Here is a 21,597-nt window from a genome sequence, read left to right as displayed (position 1 = left end):
AGCCGCCGCTGCGGATGGGCTGGGCGTCACGCCTTCAAGGTACGCGCCACATGCGCGGCAAACGCATCAATGATGCTCTGCAGGAATGGACGGGTTTTCTCGCTCAGCTTGCCCTGCTCATCGAAGAAGCTACCGGCATTTCCCAGATACGCCTCGGGCTGTTGCATGCACAGCACGTCGAGGAAGACGAAACTCTGGCGCAGGTGCTGGTTGGCACCGAATCCTCCGATGGCACCTGGGGACACGCTGATCACCGCTGCGGGTTTGGCTTTGCCCCACGCGCTCTGACCGTAGGGACGCGACCCCACGTCGATGGCGTTTTTCAGCGCACCTGGCACGGAACGGTTGTATTCGGGGGTCACGAACAGAAACCCGTCAGCCCCCTGCAACGCCTGACGGAAGGCGGTGTAAGCGGCGGGTGGCGAATCGTGGTCGATGTCTTCGTTGTACAGAGGCAGGTCGCCAATTTCGACGATGTTCAGTTTCAGGCTGGGAGGGGCCAACTCGGCCAGTGCGCGGGCGACTTTGCGGTTGATGGACTCTTTTCTCAAGCTGCCGACAATGACTGCGATCGAATGAACCTGGCTCATGAACCTGACCTTCTATGTGATGGGAGGAGTGACAGTTATAGATGAAACACGCCGTTTATTCAGCGCTGTTTTTCGTTGTCTTTGATCGAACCATCCGATCTACCACCAGGGTGTCACCTGCCCTTTCTCGACACATTTTTTTACTTGGCCCCAAACTACCCTGAAAAAACACGGTCTGAAGGGCTTGAGCGCGGGAGGCGCCCGAAGGTTCGGCAGCCGAGTCTTGAAACGAACAAGGATTTACGGCGGGCAGTGTCAGGCTGTGCGCAAACCAGCGGTTTTTTCAGAGGTTACACAGCAAATGGCTTCACATGATCATGTCGCACAGTTCCATGCACGAGATGCCGAGGGACGCATCTATCCCGTGCGGGAATTCCATGATTTCAAGCCAGACGAAACAGGCGAAATGAAACAAGTGGTCACCTATCGCCTGGTCATCGGCGACCGCGTGACCCATCTGGGCGGCGACGAGTTCGAACTGGTTCAATCCGGAATCAAGCTGACCCGGGTGAGCTAGACGCCCGCCATGACGCCGCCCCTCCCTTCACGTTGCGGCGGCGACCTGAAACCTGCGCTGTTCACTCGTCGAACAGGAGGTACCAGAAAATCGCAGCTTCCCGCGTGCCCGGGTCGATCGCGCGATACCGCAGGTGATCCACGCCGCCTACGACGAACCCGTAACGCTCATACAGGCGGCACGCCCCAAGGTTATTGTTCTGGGTTTCCAGCATGATGCCTGGCAGTTGGCGTTCCCGGCTCCAGTGCCGGGCAACGTCGAGCAGTTGACGCGCGACCCCGTTGCCACGTGCAACTGCGTCGACTGCCAGTTCATCGATGTGCGCGAATCCGCTCCAGTGCTTGCTGATCACCAGGTGACCGACCGGATCTTCGCCTGACCAGGCCACCAGCACCGTGCCCTCCCCGCCATCCCGGTAGTTGCAAAACTCCTGCGAATCGATGCCGTAGTTCTTCAGGTAGGGCTCGACGGGATCGACCGGCCATTGCGCCACGGGCAACCCCATCACCACCTGTGCATAACCGGTGACCGTGAAGGTGAATTCGCAGTTGAGAAGGTAATCTTCGAAGCATTCGTCGGCGACGCGAATATTCAGCGCCAGACTCGGCAGTGTCGTCATCGGGCCTCCTGCGCCATCGATGATAGGGGCTGCCTTCATTAAAGCAGCCCTGACCGATCAGCCTTGCTGCGTTTGCGCGCCCTGCAACTGGGTCCACAGCGCCGGAGCACCAGCGGCCTTGGCGATGATCGCCAGGCGCGCTTCGTGCTCGGCGAGCTCGGCCTCGCTGGCGAGGACGATTCGACCTGGGGTGCGGTCGAGGATGCGGCGGACTTCCGAAGGCCGCTCGCCGCCTCCTTCTCCATCACTGTTGGCGGCGAGCGACAACGTCGTCTGGCCACCGGTCATCGCCAGATAGACGTCGGCGAGGATTTCCGAGTCAAGCAATGCGCCGTGCAGTTCGCGGCCGGAGTTGTCGACGTCGTAGCGTTTACACAACGCATCGAGGCTGTTGCGCTGCCCCGGATGACGCTCGCGCGCCATGGCCAGCGTGTCGAGTACCGTGCAATAGGCTGACAGGTCGGCGCGGTCGTGTTGCCCGATCAGCGCAAATTCGTTGTTGAGAAAGCCCACGTCGAACGGCGCGTTGTGGATGATCAGCTGCGCGCCTTTGATGAACTCGTAGAACTCGTCCGCCACTTCGGCGAAACGCGGTTTGCCGACGAGGAACTGATCCGTGATGCCGTGGACCCCGATAGCGCCCTCGTCACTTTCGCGATCCGGCTGCAGGTAGACGTGAAAATGCCGCCCGGTCAAACGCCGGCCGATGACCTCCACGCAACCGATTTCGATCACCCGATGGCCGTCGGTGACGGGCATGCCGGTGGTTTCGGTGTCGAGCACGACCCGACGTTCAGAGATGGTGTTTTCTACAGTCATTGCCTGGCGCCTCGGTTTCAGGCGCGGATATTAACACGCAAGGATTTTGCCGTGTGGGCCTGCGCGATCGGACAGCGCAATACCCTGAAGATCAACCTGCTCACGCAACGGACACCCCGACAGCGCGGTACCCTGCGCCACCCTTCAGCCGTGCTTGAGCCCGCGGACCTCAGCCACACCGCGGTTGGCCAGTTGATCCGCCCGTTCGTTGCCGTAATGCCCGATATGCCCGCGCACCCATTTCCAGGTGACCGTGTGGCGGTTGACCTGCTCATCCAGTTGCATCCACAGGTCGGCGTTCTTGACCGGCTCCTTGGCCGCTGTCTTCCAGCCACGCTTTTTCCAGTTGGCCATCCACTCGGTGATGCCTTTCATCACGTACTGCGAGTCGGTCACCAGCGTCACATCGCAAGGCCGCTTGAGCTCTTCCAGCCCGCGAATCGCCGCCAGCAATTCCATGCGGTTGTTGGTGGTGTTGGCTTCACCGCCCCAGAGTTCCTTTTCGACGCCTTTGCACACCAACAGCGCGCCCCAGCCGCCCGGCCCGGGATTGCCTTTGCAGGCGCCATCGGAAAAGAGTTCTACGGTATCGCTCATTGCGCTCGTTCCAGAAATGAAGAAGCCCGGCCATCAAGGCTCGGGACTGCGCCGATTGACCTTGGCCATCGGCAGCGGCAACAGTTTGCCCATCGGCTCCCGACGGGGCATGCGCAACGGGCGAAGGCCCGATACGAGCTTGCGTGCCACCAGAATGTAAAAGCCGCCGCCCGGACTTTGCCAGCCACCGCCCAGACGCTCCAGGCCTGAGAGGCGACTCTGCCAGGCAGGCGAGGCCAGCGGCGGACGATAGCACCCGAACCGGCGTTTCTCCAGCGCGAAGCCCAGCAGATTCAACCAGTCGCCGACACGTGACGGGGAGATGCACCGGGCCCGGCGCAGCGCATCGTTGGCAAAAAAATGCCGAATGCCCCAAGCGCTCCAGGGGTTGATGCCCACGATCACAAGGTGCCCACCGGGGCGAACGCTGCTCGCCGCTTCGCGCAACAGGCCGTGGGGTGAAAGACAGAAGTCCAGACCGTGCTGCATGACGACCACGTCGGCGGCATGCTCACTCAACGGCCACGCCTGCTCTTCACAGACGATCTCGACGCCCGGCAGTGGTGCGCCCAGGCGCACATTGCGTTGCACCTGCTTGGCGGCGGGCGGCGTCTGCGCCGAGGGGCCGTAATGCACCAGGTAGCCACCAAAGAAACGCTCCAGTTCCTCTTCGAGTACGCGGCGTTCTTCTTCCAGCAACAATTGCCCTACGGGCCCGGACAACCACTCACGGGCCGAGCTGATCAACTCAAGCCATTCGGGGTCGGCCTGAGCGAACGCTTCATCGGTCATTTTCGGTCTCCATGAGACGTCCCGCGCGAGGTGCTCGCCTGGAACCTGTTCAGACTCTAAGATTGCACTTTGTTTCCAGCCAAGTGAATCGCGCCATGATACAGATCGACGCCCTGCCCGCTTTCACCGATAACTACATCTGGTTGTTACAAGACACTACCAACAAACGGTGCGCCGTGGTCGATCCGGGTGACGCGGCCCCCGTGCTCAGTTGGCTGCAGGCCCACCCGGGATGGACCCTTACCGACATTCTGGTCACGCATCATCACGCCGATCATACCGGCGGCGTCGCTGAACTGAAAAACGTCACCGACGCCCGGGTCTACGGCCCCGCTGACGAAAACATACCGGCCCGTGACGTCGGCCTGACCGACGGTCAACGCATCGAGGTGCTGGGGTTGGACTTTCAACTGTTCGCTGTTCCGGGCCACACGTTGGGCCACATTGCCTATTATCACGCCGACGCATCGGTGCCGTTGCTGTTCTGCGGCGACACGCTGTTTGCCGCCGGCTGTGGTCGTCTCTTCGAAGGTACGCCCGAGCAAATGCATCGGTCCTTGAGCCGACTCGGCGCCCTACCGGACGCTACGTTGGTGTATTGCACGCACGAATACACCTTGAGCAACCTGCGGTTCGCCGTTGCGGTGGAGCCGAACAACCCGGACGTCACCGGCCGCCTCGAAGAGGTCACCCGCTGGCGCGCGCAAAATCGCATCAGCCTTCCCTCGACCCTGGCACTGGAGCACCGGACCAACCCGTTCCTGCGCGTCTCACAACCCTTGGTCAAACAAAAAGCGGACGAACGGACAGGCACGGACAATGCCTCGCCCGTGGCGGTTTTTGCCGCGCTGCGGGAATGGAAAAACACGTTCTGAACCGGTGGGGAATCTCGACGAAAATGCTGAAAGGTTGACCGTTCCGGAGACGCTTTCTAGAATCGCCCGACATTTTCGACTGGATACCCCACCAGCCAATGTCGTCATCCACACGCAATCCCTTTAATTCCGACGCATTGACTCGGCTGGCCCAGGCAATCGCGGTAGTCGCGAGCGCAACCTTGGCGGGCTGTCAGACGACCAGCAGCCTGGACGCCGGCGCCTCGGCAAACGTCGCGCACCCTCCCGCCACCGTCAAGCCGAAGTCCGCTTTCGTGGCCCGCAAGCCAAGCCCTCTCGCCCCGCCCCATGATGTCTGGGAACGGATGCGCCAGGGGTTCCAATTGCAGGACGGCAATGACCTGAACCCTCGTATCGAACAGCAGCGCCTGTGGTTCGCCAACAACCCTTCGTTTCTCGAAACGGCGGGAGAGCGCGGCAGCCTCTACATGCACTACATCGTCGAACGTCTGGAAGAACGCAACATGCCGCTGGAGCTGGCGCTGCTGCCGGTGATCGAAAGCGCCTACAACCCGATGGCGTTGTCCCGCAGTGACGCGGCGGGTATCTGGCAGTTCATTCCGTCCACGGGGCGCTACTTCAACCTGCGTCAGACCAATTTCTACGACGGCCGGCGTGACATCACCGCCTCCACCACTGCCGCACTGGACTACCTGACCAAGCTGCACGATATGTTCAACGGGGACTGGCTGCTGGCACTGGCGGCCTATAACGCCGGCGAAGGCACGGTCAGCCGCGCCATCGAACGCAACGAGAAACTCAACCTCCCGACTGACTACTGGAACCTGCCCTTGCCGCAGGAGACCCGCGACTATGTGCCCAAATTGCTGGCACTGTCGCAAGTGGTCCTGTCGCCGGAGGCCTATGGCGTCAACCTCAGCCCCATCGACAACAAACCTTACTTCGAAGTGGTCGAGTTGAACCAGCGCATGGACCTTTCCAAGGTCGCGCAGATGGCCAATATCGACGAAGACGAACTGATGCAGCTCAATCCGGCATTCAAGAAGCGGCTGACGATCGACGGCCCTCAGCATCTATTGGTGCCGACGTCCAAATCGCAATTGCTGACCGCCAGCCTGTCGAACATGAAGCCCGAGGAACTGGTGGATTGGCAGCAGTATCGCGTGCGGCCGGGTGACAGCCTGGCCAGCATCGCCAGCCGCTACAAAGTCTCCACCAGCACCCTCAAAGACCTCAACAAGCTGTCCAGCAACCACCTCAAACGTGGCCAGGCATTGACGATTCCTGTACAGCCGGGCATGAAGATGGCCATGCCGGTGTTCGAAGAAGTGGCCGAAGCGGACGAAAAACCAGCCCGCACGCGCACGTATAAAGTGAAGAAAGGCGACACCCTGGGGCAGATCGCGCGCATCAACAAGGTTGAAGTCAAGGACTTGCAGCACTGGAACAAACTGTCCGGCTACAACCTGAAAGTCGGCCAGACCCTGGTCATGCAGGATACCCGCGCTCCGGCCAAGGCCAGCGCACGCGCAGTGGCCAAGGCGGACGGCAGCGGCAAAGGCGCCGAAGGCAAACCGATGCAATACAAGATCCAGAAAGGCGATTCGATGTATCTGGTCGCCAAACGTTTCAACGTCGAGATGCAGCACCTCAAACGCTGGAACCCCCGCAGCGGCCAGGCGCTGAAGCCGGGGCAGACGTTGACGGTGTACTTGCCGCATTGATCCTTCAGCTAGCGCTTAACCTGTTGAAGAGGATTGTTCCCACGCTCCGCGTGGGAACAACTCCGCTGACGCTCTGCGTCAGTTAGCAGGTCGACGCGGAGCGTCGGGAGACGCATTCCCACGCGGAGCGTGGGTACGATCAACGCCCAACACAGCTGCCCCTCTACCCCACCCTTTTTCCAGCCCATACAAGCTGTTACTGTGACCGACCGCTGCCTGGATCGAACACCGACTTGATACGCCCCCTGCTGCTGACCATCAGCCTGGCCTTGAGCACGACAGCCGCCGCGACCATCAGCGAGAGCCATGGTTACGCTCAGTTCGGCGTCCTCAAGTATCCGGCCAGCTTCACCCATTTCGACTGGGTCAATCCCGAGGCGCCGAAAGCGGGCACCTTGCGAATCATGGCCAACGGCACGTTCGATACGCTCAATCCTTACACATTCAAGGGCAGCAGCCCGATTTCCACCCCCAATTTCGGCCAATACGGCGTCAGTGAGCTGAACGAACCGCTGATGGTCGGCACGGGCCAGTACGACCCGTCCGGCGATGAGCCCACCTCCAGCTACGGGTTGATCGCCAAAACCGTTGAGTACAGCGAAGACCGCAGTTGGGTGGTGTTCAATCTGCGTCCCGAAGCCCACTTTCACGACGGAAAACCCATTACTGCGTACGACGTGGCGTTTTCCTACAGGACGCTGTTGAAAGACGGCCATCCGCAATACCGCACTGCGCTTCAGGAAGTGCAACGGGTCGATATCCTCAACCGCCACCGTATCCGCTTCGTATTCAAGCGCTCCGGCAATCCATTACTGATTCTGCGGCTCGGCGAGTTACCGGTGCTGCCACAACACTACTGGAAGAACCGCGACTTCAAAGCCACCACCTTTGACCCACCATTGGGCAGCGGGCCGTACCGCATCACCCAGGTGCGCCCAGGCCGCAGCCTGGTCTTCGAGCGGGTCAAGGATTACTGGGGCAAGGATTTGCCGGTCAACCGTGGCAAGTACAATTTCAACCGAGTGCAAGTCGAGTTCTACCGGGATGCCGACGTCGCATTCGAAGCCTTCAAGGCCGGAGAATTCGATATCTACATCGAACATCAGGCCAAGAACTGGTCGACCGGATACGATTTCCCTGCCGTGAACGAAGGGAAGGTGATCAAGGCCCAGATCCCCCACCAGATACCGACCCAGACACAGGGTCTGTTCATGAACACACGGCGCAGCACCTTCGCCGATATCCGCGTACGCGAAGCGCTAGGGCTGATGTTCAATTTCGAATGGACCAACCGCACGCTCTTCAATGACGCCTACCAGCGCTCGGTCAGCTATTACCCCAACAGCGAATTCTCGGCCAATGACGTTCCGTCAGGCCGCGAATTCCTGCTGCTGTCCGCGTATCGGGATCAACTCCCCCCCAAGCTGTTCACCCAGCCGTTTACCGTTTCGAAAACCGATGGCGGCGGCGTGCCCCGCGATACCCTGCGCAAGGCGCTTGGTCTGCTCGCTGCAGCGGGCTGGACGTTCACCGAGCGCGGTCTGATCAACGACGCTGGGCAGCCGTTGCGTTTCGAAATACTTCTGGTCAATCCGAGCCTCGAACGAATTCTGCAGCCCTACATCGAAGACCTCACGCGCATCGGCATCGACGCTCGGCTGCGCACGGTGGATCGCGCCCAGTACAAGCAGCGACTGGACCAGTTCGATTTCGACATGATTCTGATGACCCTGAGCCAGACCCTCAGCCCCGGCCTCGAACAGTGGCAGTACTTCCACTCCAGTCAGGCCACGACCAAAGGCAGCAAGAATTACGCGGGCGTCGTCAACCCTGTGGTGGACAACCTCCTGAGCCAACTGCTGTCGGCGAAAACCCGCGACGAACAAGTCGCCACGACCAAGGCACTGGACCGCGTCCTGCTCTGGCAGCACTACATGATTCCCAACTGGTACCTCAGCAATCATCGGCTGGCGTACCGTAATCGCTTTGCCTTCGTCACCACCCCGCCCTACACCCTGGGCCTGCGCGCGTGGTGGCTCAAGCCCCTGGAGAAAACCCCATGACTGCCCTCCGCTCTTTGACGCGGGCTGGCGGCCTGTTCCTGTTCGGTCTGGCCTGTTCCGCCCACGCCGCTCCACAACACGCCATCACGCTGTACAACGAGCCACCGAAGTACCCGGCCGACTTCAAACACTTCGACTACGTCAACCCGGATGCGCCGAAGGGGGGGATCTTTCGCAGCGCCGGTTTCGGCAGTTTCGACAGCCTGAACCCTTTCATCAGCAAAGGCGTCCCCGCCGATGACATCGGCCTGATCTACGATACCCTGATGCGTCAGGGCCTCGACGAGCCCTTTACCGAATATGGCTTGATCGCCAGCACGATCGAAAAAGCCCCGGACAACAGTTGGGTGCGTTTTTACCTACGCCCCGAAGCCCGCTTCAACGATGGCCATCCGGTACGCGCCGAAGACGTGGTGTTCAGCTTCGAAACGCTGATCAAGGACGGCTCGCCGCTGTACCGCAGTTACTATGCGGACGTTGACAAGGTCGTCGCCGAAGATCCGCTGACGGTCCTGTTCACGTTCAAACACACCAACAATCGCGAACTGCCGTTGATCATTGGCCAATTGCCGGTTTTGCCCAAACACTGGTGGGCGAGCCGGGATTTCAACAAAGGCAACCTGGAAATTCCGTTGGGCAGCGGCCCTTACCGCGTGGCCGAAGTGAAGGCCGGCCGTTCCGTGCGCTATGAACGGGTCAAGGATTACTGGGGCAAAGACCTGCCCGTGAACAAGGGCTTTTACAACTTCGACCGGCTATCCACCGACTACTACCGCGACAACACGGTGGCCCTCGAAGCCCTCAAAGCGGGTGCATTCGATTACTGGCAAGAGATGACCGCGAAGAATTGGGCAACGGCCTACGACGTACCGGCCGTGCGCGAAGGCAAGCTGATCAGGGAGGAAATCCCCAACGGCAACCCGCAGGGCATGCAAGGTTTCATCTTCAACCTGCGCAAACCGATGTTTCAGGACGTTCGCGTGCGCCAGGCCCTGAGCCTGCTGCTGGACTTCGAATGGACCAACAAGCAGCTGTTCTTCGGCAGCTACACCCGCACCAAAAGCTATTTCGACAACTCGGACATGGCGTCGCGGGGCCTGCCATCCGAGGCTGAGTTGAAGATCCTCGAGCCGCTGCGCGACAAACTGCCGCCTGCCCTCTTCACCGAAGCATTCAACCTGCCCGTCACTGATGGCAGCGGCATCATTCGCGACCAGCAGCGCAAGGCCTTTGCGCTGCTCAAAGAGGCAGGCTGGAAGATCGTCGGCGACAAAATGGTCGATACCGAAGGCAAGCCAGTGACCATCGAATTCTTGCTGGCCCAGACCGAATTCGAACGCGTCTTGCTGCCGTTCAAACGCAATCTGGCGGACATCGGCATCAATCTGGAGATTCGCCGGGTCGACGTCTCGCAATACATCACCCGCCGCCGCTCGCGGGATTACGACATGATCGTGGGCAGCTTCCCACAATCCAGTTCGCCCGGTAACGAACAGCGCGAATACTGGGACTCTTCGGCTGCCGACAAACCCGGCAGCTATAACTTGATCGGGTTGAAGGACCCGGCCATCGACGCATTGGTCGGGGGTTTGATCAACGCCGATTCGCGGCAGAGCCTGATCGACCACACCCGTGCGCTGGACCGCGCATTGCTCTGGGGCTATTACGTGATCCCCAACTGGCACATCAAGACTTGGCGCCTGGCGTACTGGAACCACCTGGGTCATCCGAAAACATCCCCTTTGTACGACATCGGCACCATGACCTGGTGGGTGAAACCCGATACCCCGCCCGCCATTTCAGTGCAACCGGCGTCCGATCCGGGGCAGCCCGAACAAGCACCGGCCAAGGATACGGAGCACTGACATGCTGGCGTATATTCTGCGGCGCTTGCTGCTTATCGTGCCGACCCTGTTCGGCATCCTGCTCATCAACTTCGTGATCATCCAGGCCGCGCCCGGTGGCCCGGTGGAGCAAATGATCGCCAAGCTCGAAGGCTTCGAAGGCGCCACCAGCCGCATCGCCGGTGGCGGCGCGGAGGTCTCGGTCGCCGGATCGACGTACCGTGGTGCCCAAGGGCTGGACCCGGCGCTGATCAAGGAAATCGAGCACATGTATGGCTTCGATAAATCGGCGCCGGAACGCTTGTGGATCATGGTCAAGAATTACGCGCGCCTCGATTTCGGCGATAGCTTCTTTCGCGATGCCAAGGTCATCGACCTCATCATCGAGAAAATGCCGGTCTCCATCTCCCTGGGCCTGTGGAGCACGCTGATCATGTACCTGGTGTCGATCCCGCTGGGCATCGCCAAAGCCACGCGACACGGCAGCGCCTTCGACGTCTGGACCAGTTCGGCCATCATCGTCGGCTACGCGATTCCGGCCTTTCTGTTTGCCATCCTGCTGATCGTGGTATTTGCCGGTGGCAGCTATTTCGACTGGTTCCCGCTGCGGGGCCTGACGTCCAGCAATTTCGACGAAATGAATTGGCTCGGCAAGGTCGGCGACTACTTCTGGCACCTGGTCCTGCCCATCACGGCGCTGGTCATCGGCAACTTCGCCACCATGACGCTGCTGACCAAGAACAGCTTTCTCGATGAAATCGGCAAGCAATACGTGATTACTGCCAAAGCCAAAGGCCTGACCCAGCGCCGGGTGCTCTACGGCCATGTGTTCCGCAACGCGATGCTGTTGGTGATCGCCGGGTTTCCGTCTGCATTCATTGGCATCTTCTTCACCGGTTCGCTGCTGGTGGAGGTGATCTTCTCCCTTGATGGCCTGGGCTTGATGAGCTTTGAAGCCGCGATCAACCGCGACTACCCGGTGGTGTTCGGCACCCTCTTCATCTTCACCTTGCTGGGATTGGTGGTGAAGCTGATAGGCGATCTGACCTACACCCTGGTTGACCCCCGTATCGACTTCGACCGCAGGGACCATTGACATGACCTTGTCCCCTCTCAACCGACGCCGTTTCGAACGGTTCAAGGCCAATAAACGCGGCTGGTGGTCGCTGTGGCTGTTTCTGCTGCTGTTCTGCCTGAGCCTCGGCGCGGAACTGATCGCCAACGATAAGCCGCTGATCGTCAAATATGACGGGCACTGGTATTTCCCGGTGTTCGAGCGCTACCCGGAGACCACTTTCGGTGGGGAATTTCCGCTGGAAGCCAACTACAAGAGCCCCTATATCAAAGAGCTGATCGCGGCAAAAGACGGCTGGACCTTATGGGCGCCAATCCCGTTCAGCTACCAAAGCATCAATTACGACCTGAAAGTCCCGGCCCCTGCTCCGCCCTCGCGTGAGAACCTGCTCGGCACTGACGATCAGGGGCGTGACGTACTGGCGCGGGTCATCTACGGCTTTCGCATTTCGGTACTGTTCGCCCTGACCCTCACGGTGCTCAGTTCGATCATCGGGGTCATCGCCGGGGCATTGCAGGGCTTTTATGGCGGATGGGTCGATCTGGTCGGTCAGCGGTTTCTGGAAATCTGGTCCGGCTTGCCAGTGCTGTATCTGTTGATCATCCTCGCCAGTTTCGTGCAACCCAATTTCTGGTGGTTGTTGGGCATCATGCTGCTGTTTTCGTGGATGAGCCTGGTGGACGTGGTGCGTGCCGAATTCCTGCGTGGCCGCAATCTGGAATACGTGCGTGCCGCCCGCGCGCTGGGCATGCAGAACGGAGCGATCATGTTCCGTCACATCCTGCCCAACGCCATGGTCTCGACCATGACCTTCATGCCGTTCATCCTCACTGGCGCGATCGGCACCCTGACAGCGCTGGACTTCCTGGGCTTCGGCCTACCCGCCGGGTCGCCCTCGCTGGGTGAGCTGGTGGCGCAGGGCAAGTCCAATCTGCAGGCGCCGTGGCTGGGCATCAGCGCTTTCGCTGTATTGGCGCTGATGCTGAGCCTGTTGGTGTTCATCGGCGAATCCGCCCGTGACGCGTTCGACCCGAGGAAATGAGATGAACCAGGACAACTTGATCGAAATCCGCGACCTGTCCGTCGAGTTCGTCAACGGCAAGCAGGTGCAGCGCGTCGTCGAGGGCATCAGTTTCGACATCCGCAAGGGCGAAACCCTGGCGCTGGTCGGCGAGAGCGGTTCTGGCAAATCGGTGACCGCCCATTCGATCCTGCGGCTGCTGCCCTACCCTCTGGCGCAGCACCCAACGGGCAGCATTACCTATCGTGGGCATGACCTGCTGACGGCCAGTGAGAAACGCATGCGCGCGATTCGCGGCAACCGTATCGCGATGATTTTCCAAGAGCCGATGACGTCGCTGAACCCGCTGCAGTCCGTGGAAAAGCAGATCAACGAAGTGCTCGGCTTGCACAAGGGCCTGACGGGCAAGGCCGCCACGCGTCGCACCCTGGAGTTGCTGGAGCTGGTGGGCATACCCGAGCCGCACAAACGTCTCAAAGCCCTCCCACACGAGCTGTCCGGCGGCCAGCGTCAGCGCGTCATGATCGCCATGGCCCTGGCCAACGAGCCCGAACTGCTGATCGCCGATGAGCCGACCACGGCGCTGGACGTCACCGTACAGCTGAAAATCCTCAAACTGCTGAAGGAATTGCAGGGGCGGCTGGGCATGGCGTTGTTGCTGATCAGCCACGATTTGAACGTCGTTCGACAAATTGCCAACCGCGTATGTGTCATGCAGCGCGGTTGCATCGTCGAACAGGCGTCGTGCGAAGAACTGTTCCGTGCGCCGCAGCATCCGTACACCAAAGAATTGATCGCGGCGGAGCCCAAAGGAGGCCCGGCGAACAACGTTCCCGGAGCGCCGATGCTGGAAGTCAACGACCTGCGGGTCTGGTTTCCGATCAAGAAAGGCGTGTTCAAACGCACCGTCGATCACGTCAAGGCGGTGGACGGCATCCATTTCAGTCTGCCCAAGGGCCAGACGCTGGGGATCGTCGGCGAAAGTGGCTCAGGCAAATCGACGTTGGGGCTGGCCATTCTGAGGTTGATTCGCAGCGAGGGCGAGATACGCTTTCAAGGCGAGTCGCTGGCCTGCCTCAAACAGGATCAGGTCAGGCCACTGAGGCGGCAGATGCAGGTGGTGTTCCAAGACCCGTTCGGCAGCCTCAGCCCACGGATGTCGGTGTGCGACATCGTTGGTGAAGGATTGCGCATCCACAAGATCGGCACGCCGGTCGAACAGGAAGCCGCGGTGGTGGAAGCGCTCAAGGAAGTGGGCCTGGACCCGGCCACTCGGCACCGCTACCCCCATGAGTTTTCCGGTGGGCAGCGGCAAAGGATCGCCATCGCACGGGCATTAGTGTTAAAACCGGCGCTGATTTTGCTGGACGAACCGACCTCGGCTCTCGACCGGACCGTTCAGCGCCAAGTAGTGGAGCTTTTGCGCTCGCTGCAAGCCAAGTACAACCTGACGTATTTGTTTATCAGCCATGACCTGGCGGTAGTCAAAGCGCTGAGCCACCAGCTAATGGTGGTCAAGCAAGGCCAAGTGGTCGAACAGGGTGCGGCAGAAGCTGTCTTCGCCGCACCGCAACATCCTTATACACAGCAGTTGCTGGAAGCCGCGTTTCTGGCCCCCGCAACTGTCGATTAACCTGAAGAGGAAAAAACCATGGGTTTTCTCGCCGGTAAGCGCGTCCTGATCGTCGGTGTCGCCAGCAAACTGTCCATCGCATCCGGTATCGCTGCCGCCATGCACCGTGAGGGTGCCGAACTGGCCTTCACCTACCAGAACGAAAAACTCAAGGGTCGCGTCGAAGAATTCGCAGCGGGCTGGGGTTCGAGTGCCGAGCTGTGCTTCCCGTGCGATGTGGCCAGCGACGAAGAAATCGCCAAGGTCTTCGCGGAGCTGAGCAAAAAGTGGGATGGTCTGGACTGCATCGTGCACTCCGTGGGCTTCGCGCCGGGCGACCAACTGGACGGCGACTTCACCGACGCCACCACCCGTGACGGTTTCCGCATCGCCCACGACATCAGCGCCTACAGCTTCGTGGCCCTAGCAAAAGCCGGTCGCGAGATGATGAAAGGCCGCAACGGCAGCCTGCTGACCCTGTCGTATCTGGGCGCCGAGCGCACCATGCCGAACTACAACGTGATGGGCATGGCCAAAGCCAGCCTGGAAGCCGGTGTCCGTTACCTGGCCCGCAGCCTGGGCCCGGAAGGTACTCGCGTCAATGCGGTCTCGGCCGGTCCGATCCGCACCCTGGCCGCCTCGGGCATCAAGAACTTCCGCAAAATGCTGGACGCCAACGAAGCCCAAACCCCGCTGCGTCGCAACGTGACCATCGATGAAGTCGGCAACGCCGGCGCCTTCCTGTGCTCGGACCTGGCGTCCGGTGTCAGCGGTGAAATCATGTACGTCGACGGTGGGTTCAACACCACCGCCATGGGTGACCTGCAGGACTGATGCACCCGTTTCACGGCTGATCGGTTGATCGTTCCCACGCACCACAGGGCAACGATCACCCCCGCACCATCCGCTGCATACGAAAAAGCCCCGTCTCTTGCGAGCGGGGCTTTTGCGTTTTCAGCGCCTGTTGCCGATCAGTACTTATCGATCTTCGCGGCCGACTGCAACTGCGCCTGATACGACTCGAAGTCTTGACGGCCTTCTCGTGATGCCAGGAAGCGGCGGTACTGAGTTTTCTCGGCGTCGGTGGCCGGCGCTGCCTGGTTTACGCCGTTGAGACGTATGATCACGTAGCCGCCATCGGCTGCAGTCAGGCTGGCATAGACCGGCTTGTCCTTGCCTTCGGGCTTCGGCATGCGGAACAGGGTCTGCAAGACCTGAGGATCGACGCCGTCCTGGCCGCGGGAGGCCGCTTCCACCACTTTCCAGCTCTGACCGTCCTGCTTGGTGGTGGTATACGGCACCTTGCCGTCACGCAGCCCCGCCAGCAGCGCCTCGCCCTTGGCCTTGATCGCTTCGGACGCGTGGTTCTTGACCAACTGGGCACGGATCGCATCGGCAACCGCCTCCAGCGGCAATTGCTCCGGCTGGCGGTGCTCTTTCATGTGCACGACGACGGTCGTGTCGGGGTCGAGCTCCAGCGCCGAGCTGTTCGAACCTTCTTCCATCACTTCCGTGCTGAAAGCGGCCTGAACCACGGAACGGTTGGCGGCAACGCCTTCCCCGCCTTCGCGGCCAAACGGTGCGGTGGTCTGCACCTTCAGGCCGAGATCCTGTGCAGGCTGAGTCAAGTCAGAGGCTTCGTATGCAGCGTCCTGCAATTTCTTGCTCGCATCCACGTACATCTGCTCGACCTGCTGAGACTTCAGGTCATGGGTCAATTTGTCTTTCAGGCTGGCGAAGGTCGGCACCGACGGCGCCTCGACGCCCAGCAGCTTGATCAGGTGCCAGCCAAACTGGGACTTGACGGGGGCCGAGACCTGATCCTTGTTCAACGCGTAAAGCGCATCCTCGAACGCTGGATCGTAAACGCCTTTGCCTGCGTAACCGAGGTCACCGCCCTTGCTGGCCGACCCTGGATCCTGCGAGTAGGCCTTGGCCAGCGCAGCGAAATCTTCGCCCTTGGCCAGACGCTGCTGAATTTCTTCGATCTTCGCCTTGGCCTGTGCATCGGTGGTCTTGTCATTGACCTCGATCAGGATGTGAGCCGCACGACGCTGCTCGGCCAGATTGGCGATGTCTTTCTGGTAGGCGGCCTGGAGGTCTTCATCTTTCACCGAGACCTTGTCGAAGAACGAGGACTTCTTCAGTTCGATGTAATCCAGCACCACCTGCTCGGGGCTCAGGAACTCCTTGGCGTGCTCGTCGTAGTGAGCCTTGACCTCGTCGTCACTGACTTTCACATTGGCGGTGTCAGCGGGCAGGGAAAGCATGGCGAAATCCCGCGTCTGCTTCTCCAGGCGGGCAAATGCATCGACTTGAGCGTCGGTGACGAAAGCGCTGCCGGCGATGCCCGCGCGCAGTTGGCCGATCAGCATTTCCTGGCCCAGAATCTGGCGGAATTGCAGGCGACTGTAGCCCAGTTGACGAACGACCTGATCGAAACGGTCAGCGTTGAATTTGCCGTCCACCTGGAACTCAGGGGTCAGCAGGATCTGTTGATCCAGCGCTGCCTCGGAGAAGCCGAAATGGGAATCGGCAGCGCCCTGCAAAAGCAGCTTGCGGTCGATCAGACCCTTGAGCGCCGAATCGCGCAGCATCTTCTCGTTGAGCATGGCAGGATCGAAATCCTTGCCCAACTGCTGCATGAGCTGGCGACGTTGCGTTTCAACGGCCTGGCCGAGCTCGTTTTGAGTGATTTCCTCGCCGTTGACCTTCGCCGCGTCCTGACTGTGGCTGGTGGCCCTGAAAATGGCGTCGAAGCCGGTCAAGGCCATCAGCGCAATGACAACGCCGATGATGGTCTTGGCAATCCAGCCTTGTGAATTGTCCCTGATATTCTGCAGCATGCGTCCCCCAGAGGGTTTTACTCAACTCACCAAGCTGCGACACATGGAGCGGAGCGTGGGTGTATTCCGGATAGAAGAAAGGCGCATCCGAGGATGCGCCTTCTCGTAACGTGCAAAGCGGATAGGGTTCGAACGTCCGTTCCCCAAGGTGACAGGCCAGCGCTTGACCAACCGCACCTGCCGCTTTACGACCAGAGCAGAGATGACGCTGTTCTGGCGCTAGGCAAAGGTGAAAGGAAACTCAGTTGACGGCTTCTTTCAGCGCTTTACCGGCTTTGAAGCCTGGCTTCTTGGCCGCAGGGATTTCCAGAGTCTTACCGGTCTGTGGGTTACGGCCGGTACGGGCAGGACGGTCAGTGACGGAGAACGTGCCGAAGCCAACCAGTACAACGGAGTCGCCAGCCTTCAGAGCGCCAGTGACGGATTCGATTACTGCGTCCAGCGCACGGCCAGCAGCAGCTTTCGGGATGTCAGCGGATGCGGCGATAGCATCAATCAGTTCCGACTTGTTCACTCTAAGTCCCCTTATATCTATCTATATTGAGTATATTTTCTAAGTTTTTCTGTGAAGCCAAACAAACGCTGAGTGGCCTGCTGACGCTGGAAAGAGCCGCTTTATAACAAGGGCTCTAAAAAGCTGTCAAGGAAGGCCCCCCAGACTAATGCGTGCTAATTCTTTCCTTAGAGTCAGACTCGCGTTTTTCATCCTTTGCGACCATCTCCGGAGCCACATCCGGCAAGGGCTCCGGCGCGTATTGCAGCGCAATTTGCAGGACTTCGTCAATCCATTTGACGGGTTTGATTTGCAGGTCCGCCTTGATATTGTCCGGAATTTCCTTCAAATCACGCACGTTTTCTTCTGGAATGATCACCGTTTTAATTCCACCGCGGTGAGCGGCCAGCAATTTTTCCTTCAAACCGCCAATCGCCAGCACTTGCCCGCGCAAGGTGATTTCGCCCGTCATGGCCACATCGGCCCGCACCGGGATCTGCGTCAGCGCCGACACCAGCGCGGTGCACATGCCCACACCCGCACTCGGACCGTCCTTCGGCGTCGCCCCTTCCGGCATGTGGATGTGCGTGTCGCGTTTTTCATGGAAATCGAGGGGAATCCCCAGGCTCTTGGCTCGGCTGCGGACCACGGTCTGCGCGGCGGTGATGGACTCGACCATCACGTCCCCCAGTGAGCCGGTCTTGATCAACTGCCCCTTGCCCGGCACCACGGCCGCTTCGATAGTCAGCAACTCGCCGCCCACCTGAGTCCATGCCAGCCCGGTGACCTGGCCGATCTGGTCCTGTTGCTCCGCCAGGCCGTAGCGGAACTTGCGTACGCCGAGGAAGCCTTCCAGCATTGCAGCCGTCACGACCACCTTGAAATGCTTCTCGCCCGAGTGTTCCTTGACCGCCTTGCGGCAGACCTTGGCGATTTGACGCTCCAGGCTGCGGACACCGGCCTCACGCGTGTAGTACCGGATAATGTCGCGAATGGCCTCTTCTTCGAACTCGATCTCGCCCTTCTTCAGGCCGTTTGCAGCGATCTGCTTGGGCGAAAGGTACTTGGTGGCGATGTTGATCTTCTCGTCTTCGGTGTAGCCCGGCAGACGGATCACTTCCATGCGGTCCAGGAGGGCCGGCGGAATGTTCATCGAGTTGGCGGTGCACAGGAACATCACATCCGACAGGTCGTAGTCGACTTCCAGATAGTGATCGTTGAAATTGTGGTTCTGCTCGGGATCGAGCACTTCGAGCAGCGCCGACGCGGGATCGCCGCGCATGTCACTGCCCATTTTGTCGATTTCATCGAGCAGGAACAGCGGGTTGCGCACCCCAACCTTGGTCATCTTCTGGATCAGACGGCCAGGCATGGAGCCAATGTAAGTACGGCGATGGCCGCGGATTTCGGCCTCGTCACGCACACCGCCCAACGCCATGCGCACGAACTTGCGGTTGGTGGCACTGGCGATCGACTCGGCCAGCGACGTCTTGCCGACGCCGGGCGGACCGACGAGGCACAGGACCGGCCCGCGAATCTTCTTCACGCGCTTTTGCACGGCGAGGTATTCGAGGATCCGCTCTTTGACTTCTTCAAGGCCGTAGTGGTCGGCATCCAGGATGTCCTCAGCGCGCGCCAGGTCCAGCCGCACCTTGCTCTGAGCCTTCCACGGCACCTGCACCAGCCAATCGATGTAGGAGCGCACGACGGTGGCCTCAGCGGACATCGGCGACATCTGCTTGAGTTTGTTCAGCTCGGCCGTGGCCTTGGTCATGGCGTCTTTCGGCAGGCCTGCGGCATCGATGCGCTTCTTCAGCTCTTCGATTTCGTTGTGGCCTTCTTCGCTGTCGCCCAATTCCTTCTGAATGGCCTTCATCTGCTCATTCAGGTAGTACTCGCGCTGGCTGCGCTCCATTTGCTTCTTCACACGGCCGCGAATGCGCTTCTCGACCTGAAGCAGATCGATTTCGGCATCCAGCAGCGCCAGCACGTGCTCGACACGGGCGCCGAGCTCGATGATCTCGAGGATTTCCTGCTTCTGCTCGATCTTCAGCGCCATATGGGCAGCCATGGTGTCGACCAGACGCCCGGGCTCATCGATGCTGTTGAGGGATGACAGGACTTCAGCCGGGACTTTCTTGCCCAACTGCACATATTGTTCGAACTGCGACAACAGGCTGCGCACGAACACTTCGGACTCGCGATCCGGTGCGTCGACCTCATCGATCAGCGCCACTTCGGCGCGGCAGTGGCCATCCACTTCGATGAAACGCTCGACGGATCCGCGCTGTTCACCCTCCACCAGGACCTTGACGGTACCGTCGGGCAATTTCAGCAACTGCAATACGGTTGCAACGGTACCCACGCTATAAAGGGCGTCTTCGCCAGGGTCATCGTCTGCAGGGTTGCGTTGGGCAAGCAACAGGATTTGCTTGTCGCCCGTCATCGCAGACTCGAGGGCCTCGATGGATTTTTCGCGACCCACGAACAGTGGGATCACCATATGCGGATACACCACGACATCGCGCAATGGCAAAAGAGGCAGTTCAATGGTCGTCTTCATGATTTCGCCTCTACGGCGGCCTTAAGGCCATGGACAGATAAAAATGAGCTGAAAACCAAGATGGGGGTAGGCTTGCAAAAATACAAGCGCCGCGTCGAGTTAATGCGAAGGCGCCGCTCAAATGCAAAAGGGGCCCGAGGGCCCCTTTCGTCTTACAGTCGCCCGTGCATCAGTGGCAAGGGTTATGCGTCCGGAGCCGCCTTGGCGGGTGGCTCGCTGTTCTCGTAGATCAACAGCGGCTTGGACGAACCCTCGATGACGCTCTCGTCGATCACCACTTTGCTCACGTCAGGCTGCGACGGGATTTCGTACATGGTGTCGAGCAAAACGCCTTCGAGAATGGAGCGCAGCCCACGGGCGCCTGTCTTGCGCTCCAGAGCACGACGGGCCACCGATTTGAGTGCGTCGGTGCGGAATTCGAGGTCCACACCTTCCATTTCGAACAACTTGCCGTACTGCTTGGTCAAGGCGTTCTTCGGCTCGGTCAGGATCTGCATCAGCGCCGCTTCGTCCAGCTCATCCAGCGTCGCGAGGACGGGCAGGCGACCCACGAACTCGGGGATCAGACCGAACTTGACCAGATCGTCAGGCTCGACTTCACGCAGCGACTCGCCGACTTTCTTGCCCTCTTCCTTGCTGCGCACCTCGGCATTGAAGCCGATGCCGCCCTTGGTGGAGCGATTCTGGATGACTTTCTCAAGGCCAGAGAAAGCACCGCCGCAGATGAACAGAATGTTGCGCGTGTCCACTTGCAGGAATTCCTGCTGTGGGTGCTTGCGACCGCCTTGTGGCGGAACGGAAGCCACGGTGCCCTCGATCAGCTTGAGCAGGGCCTGCTGCACACCCTCACCCGATACGTCGCGGGTGATCGAAGGGTTGTCGGACTTGCGGGAAATCTTGTCGATTTCGTCGATGTAGACGATGCCCGTCTGGGCCTTTTCGACATCGTAATCGCACTTCTGCAACAGCTTCTGGATGATGTTTTCCACGTCCTCACCCACATAACCGGCTTCGGTCAGGGTGGTGGCGTCGGCGATGGTGAACGGTACGTTGAGCAAACGCGCCAGCGTTTCCGCCAGCAGGGTCTTGCCGGAGCCCGTAGGGCCGATCAGCAGGATGTTGCTCTTGCCCAATTCAACGTCGTCGTTTTTCTTGTCGCGCTGGTTCAAGCGCTTGTAGTGGTTGTACACCGCTACTGCGAGAACCTTCTTGGCACGCTCCTGACCAATGACGTACTGGTCAAGGATGCCGCTGATTTCTTTCGGCGAGGGCAATTTATGCGCGCTGCTTTCTGCCTGTGCTTCCTGCACCTCCTCGCGGATGATGTCATTGCACAGGTCGACGCACTCGTCACAGATAAATACCGAGGGGCCGGCAATCAACTTGCGCACTTCATGTTGGCTTTTGCCGCAGAAGGAGCAATAAAGCAGTTTGCCGTTGTCCTCGCCGTTGCGGGTGTCAGTCATTCGATCGATCCAATCCGGTAGGCTTGCAACACAAGATGAAGGCAATTGCGGGCTTTTTCAAGTCCGCAGGTGGTACGGGAGCCCCGACCACCCGGGATT

At 59.9% G+C, this 21,597-nt stretch carries 18 protein-coding genes; 9 read left to right on the top strand and 9 right to left on the bottom strand.

Features of this window, described 5'->3' with window-relative positions; all coding sequences use genetic code 11:
* Positions 1-26 precede the first annotated feature (26 nt).
* Entirely contained in the window at positions 27-590 is a 564-nt protein-coding gene (locus tag N5D61_RS10560; protein WP_108238242.1) for an NAD(P)H-dependent oxidoreductase, read from the bottom strand.
* Positions 591-891: 301 nt separating this feature from the next.
* Between N5D61_RS10560 and N5D61_RS10555 the strand changes: the two genes are divergently transcribed.
* Complete coding sequence (locus N5D61_RS10555) at positions 892-1,107, top strand: hypothetical protein (RefSeq protein ID WP_108238241.1); 216 nt, start codon at positions 892-894, stop codon at positions 1,105-1,107.
* Between the two features lie 61 nt (positions 1,108-1,168).
* Here the strand turns inward: N5D61_RS10555 and N5D61_RS10550 are convergent, their stop codons facing one another.
* From N5D61_RS10550 to N5D61_RS10535, 4 genes are all read right to left on the bottom strand, one after another.
* A complete protein-coding gene (locus N5D61_RS10550) occupies positions 1,169-1,726 on the bottom strand; it encodes a GNAT family N-acetyltransferase (RefSeq protein ID WP_108238240.1) in 558 nt (185 codons plus the stop codon).
* A 57-nt stretch (positions 1,727-1,783) separates the two neighbouring features.
* Positions 1,784-2,527, bottom strand: coding sequence for a DNA polymerase III subunit epsilon (dnaQ, locus tag N5D61_RS10545; protein ID WP_279892735.1), 744 nt, complete (start codon positions 2,525-2,527; stop codon positions 1,784-1,786).
* A gap of 162 nt (positions 2,528-2,689) precedes the next feature.
* Positions 2,690-3,142, bottom strand: a complete 453-nt coding sequence (rnhA, locus tag N5D61_RS10540) for a ribonuclease HI (protein WP_279892525.1) — start codon at positions 3,140-3,142, stop codon at positions 2,690-2,692.
* 33 nt (positions 3,143-3,175) lie between these two features.
* Positions 3,176-3,934 (bottom strand): methyltransferase domain-containing protein, encoded by a 759-nt coding sequence (locus N5D61_RS10535; protein ID WP_279892523.1) that lies wholly within the window; start codon positions 3,932-3,934, stop codon positions 3,176-3,178.
* 95 nt (positions 3,935-4,029) lie between these two features.
* Here N5D61_RS10535 and gloB point away from each other — a divergent pair, with 95 nt between their 5' ends.
* From gloB to fabI, 8 genes are all read left to right on the top strand, one after another.
* A complete protein-coding gene (gloB, locus tag N5D61_RS10530) occupies positions 4,030-4,809 on the top strand; it encodes a hydroxyacylglutathione hydrolase (protein WP_279892521.1) in 780 nt (259 codons plus the stop codon).
* 98 nt (positions 4,810-4,907) lie between these two features.
* Positions 4,908-6,515 (top strand): lytic transglycosylase domain-containing protein, encoded by a 1,608-nt coding sequence (locus N5D61_RS10525; protein WP_279892519.1) that lies wholly within the window; start codon positions 4,908-4,910, stop codon positions 6,513-6,515.
* A 233-nt stretch (positions 6,516-6,748) separates the two neighbouring features.
* A complete protein-coding gene (locus N5D61_RS10520; RefSeq protein WP_279892517.1) occupies positions 6,749-8,578 on the top strand; it encodes an extracellular solute-binding protein in 1,830 nt (609 codons plus the stop codon).
* Complete coding sequence (locus tag N5D61_RS10515; RefSeq protein ID WP_279892514.1) at positions 8,575-10,443, top strand: extracellular solute-binding protein; 1,869 nt, start codon at positions 8,575-8,577, stop codon at positions 10,441-10,443. The genes N5D61_RS10520 and N5D61_RS10515 overlap by 4 nt, the downstream gene beginning before the upstream one ends.
* 1 nt (position 10,444) lies before the next feature.
* The gene (locus tag N5D61_RS10510) at positions 10,445-11,518 is read left to right on the top strand and encodes a microcin C ABC transporter permease YejB (RefSeq protein WP_108238233.1); all 1,074 of its coding nucleotides are present in this window, start codon (positions 10,445-10,447) and stop codon (positions 11,516-11,518) included.
* Position 11,519: 1 nt separating this feature from the next.
* Entirely contained in the window at positions 11,520-12,539 is a 1,020-nt protein-coding gene (locus N5D61_RS10505) for an ABC transporter permease (RefSeq protein WP_108238232.1), read from the top strand.
* Between the two features lies 1 nt (position 12,540).
* The gene (locus tag N5D61_RS10500; RefSeq protein WP_279892512.1) at positions 12,541-14,151 is read left to right on the top strand and encodes an ABC transporter ATP-binding protein; all 1,611 of its coding nucleotides are present in this window, start codon (positions 12,541-12,543) and stop codon (positions 14,149-14,151) included.
* Positions 14,152-14,169: 18 nt separating this feature from the next.
* Positions 14,170-14,964, top strand: a complete 795-nt coding sequence (fabI, locus tag N5D61_RS10495) for an enoyl-ACP reductase FabI (RefSeq protein ID WP_108238230.1) — start codon at positions 14,170-14,172, stop codon at positions 14,962-14,964.
* 137 nt (positions 14,965-15,101) lie between these two features.
* Here the strand turns inward: fabI and N5D61_RS10490 are convergent, their stop codons facing one another.
* From N5D61_RS10490 to clpX, 4 genes are all read right to left on the bottom strand, one after another.
* Positions 15,102-16,976, bottom strand: coding sequence for a SurA N-terminal domain-containing protein (locus N5D61_RS10490; RefSeq protein WP_279892509.1), 1,875 nt, complete (start codon positions 16,974-16,976; stop codon positions 15,102-15,104).
* 241 nt (positions 16,977-17,217) lie between these two features.
* Positions 17,218-17,490: an HU family DNA-binding protein gene (locus tag N5D61_RS10485; protein ID WP_003183171.1), complete on the bottom strand. Its 273-nt coding sequence runs from the start codon at positions 17,488-17,490 to the stop codon at positions 17,218-17,220.
* Between the two features lie 145 nt (positions 17,491-17,635).
* Complete coding sequence (gene lon / locus N5D61_RS10480; protein ID WP_108238228.1) at positions 17,636-20,032, bottom strand: endopeptidase La; 2,397 nt, start codon at positions 20,030-20,032, stop codon at positions 17,636-17,638.
* Positions 20,033-20,214: 182 nt separating this feature from the next.
* The gene (gene clpX / locus N5D61_RS10475; protein WP_279892507.1) at positions 20,215-21,498 is read right to left on the bottom strand and encodes an ATP-dependent Clp protease ATP-binding subunit ClpX; all 1,284 of its coding nucleotides are present in this window, start codon (positions 21,496-21,498) and stop codon (positions 20,215-20,217) included.
* Between the last annotated feature and the right edge of the window lie 99 nt (positions 21,499-21,597).

Source organism: Pseudomonas sp. GD03842 (assembly GCF_029841165.1).
In the GTDB taxonomy this organism is placed as follows: domain Bacteria; phylum Pseudomonadota; class Gammaproteobacteria; order Pseudomonadales; family Pseudomonadaceae; genus Aquipseudomonas.
This window is presented reverse-complemented; position numbering and strand designations above follow the sequence as displayed.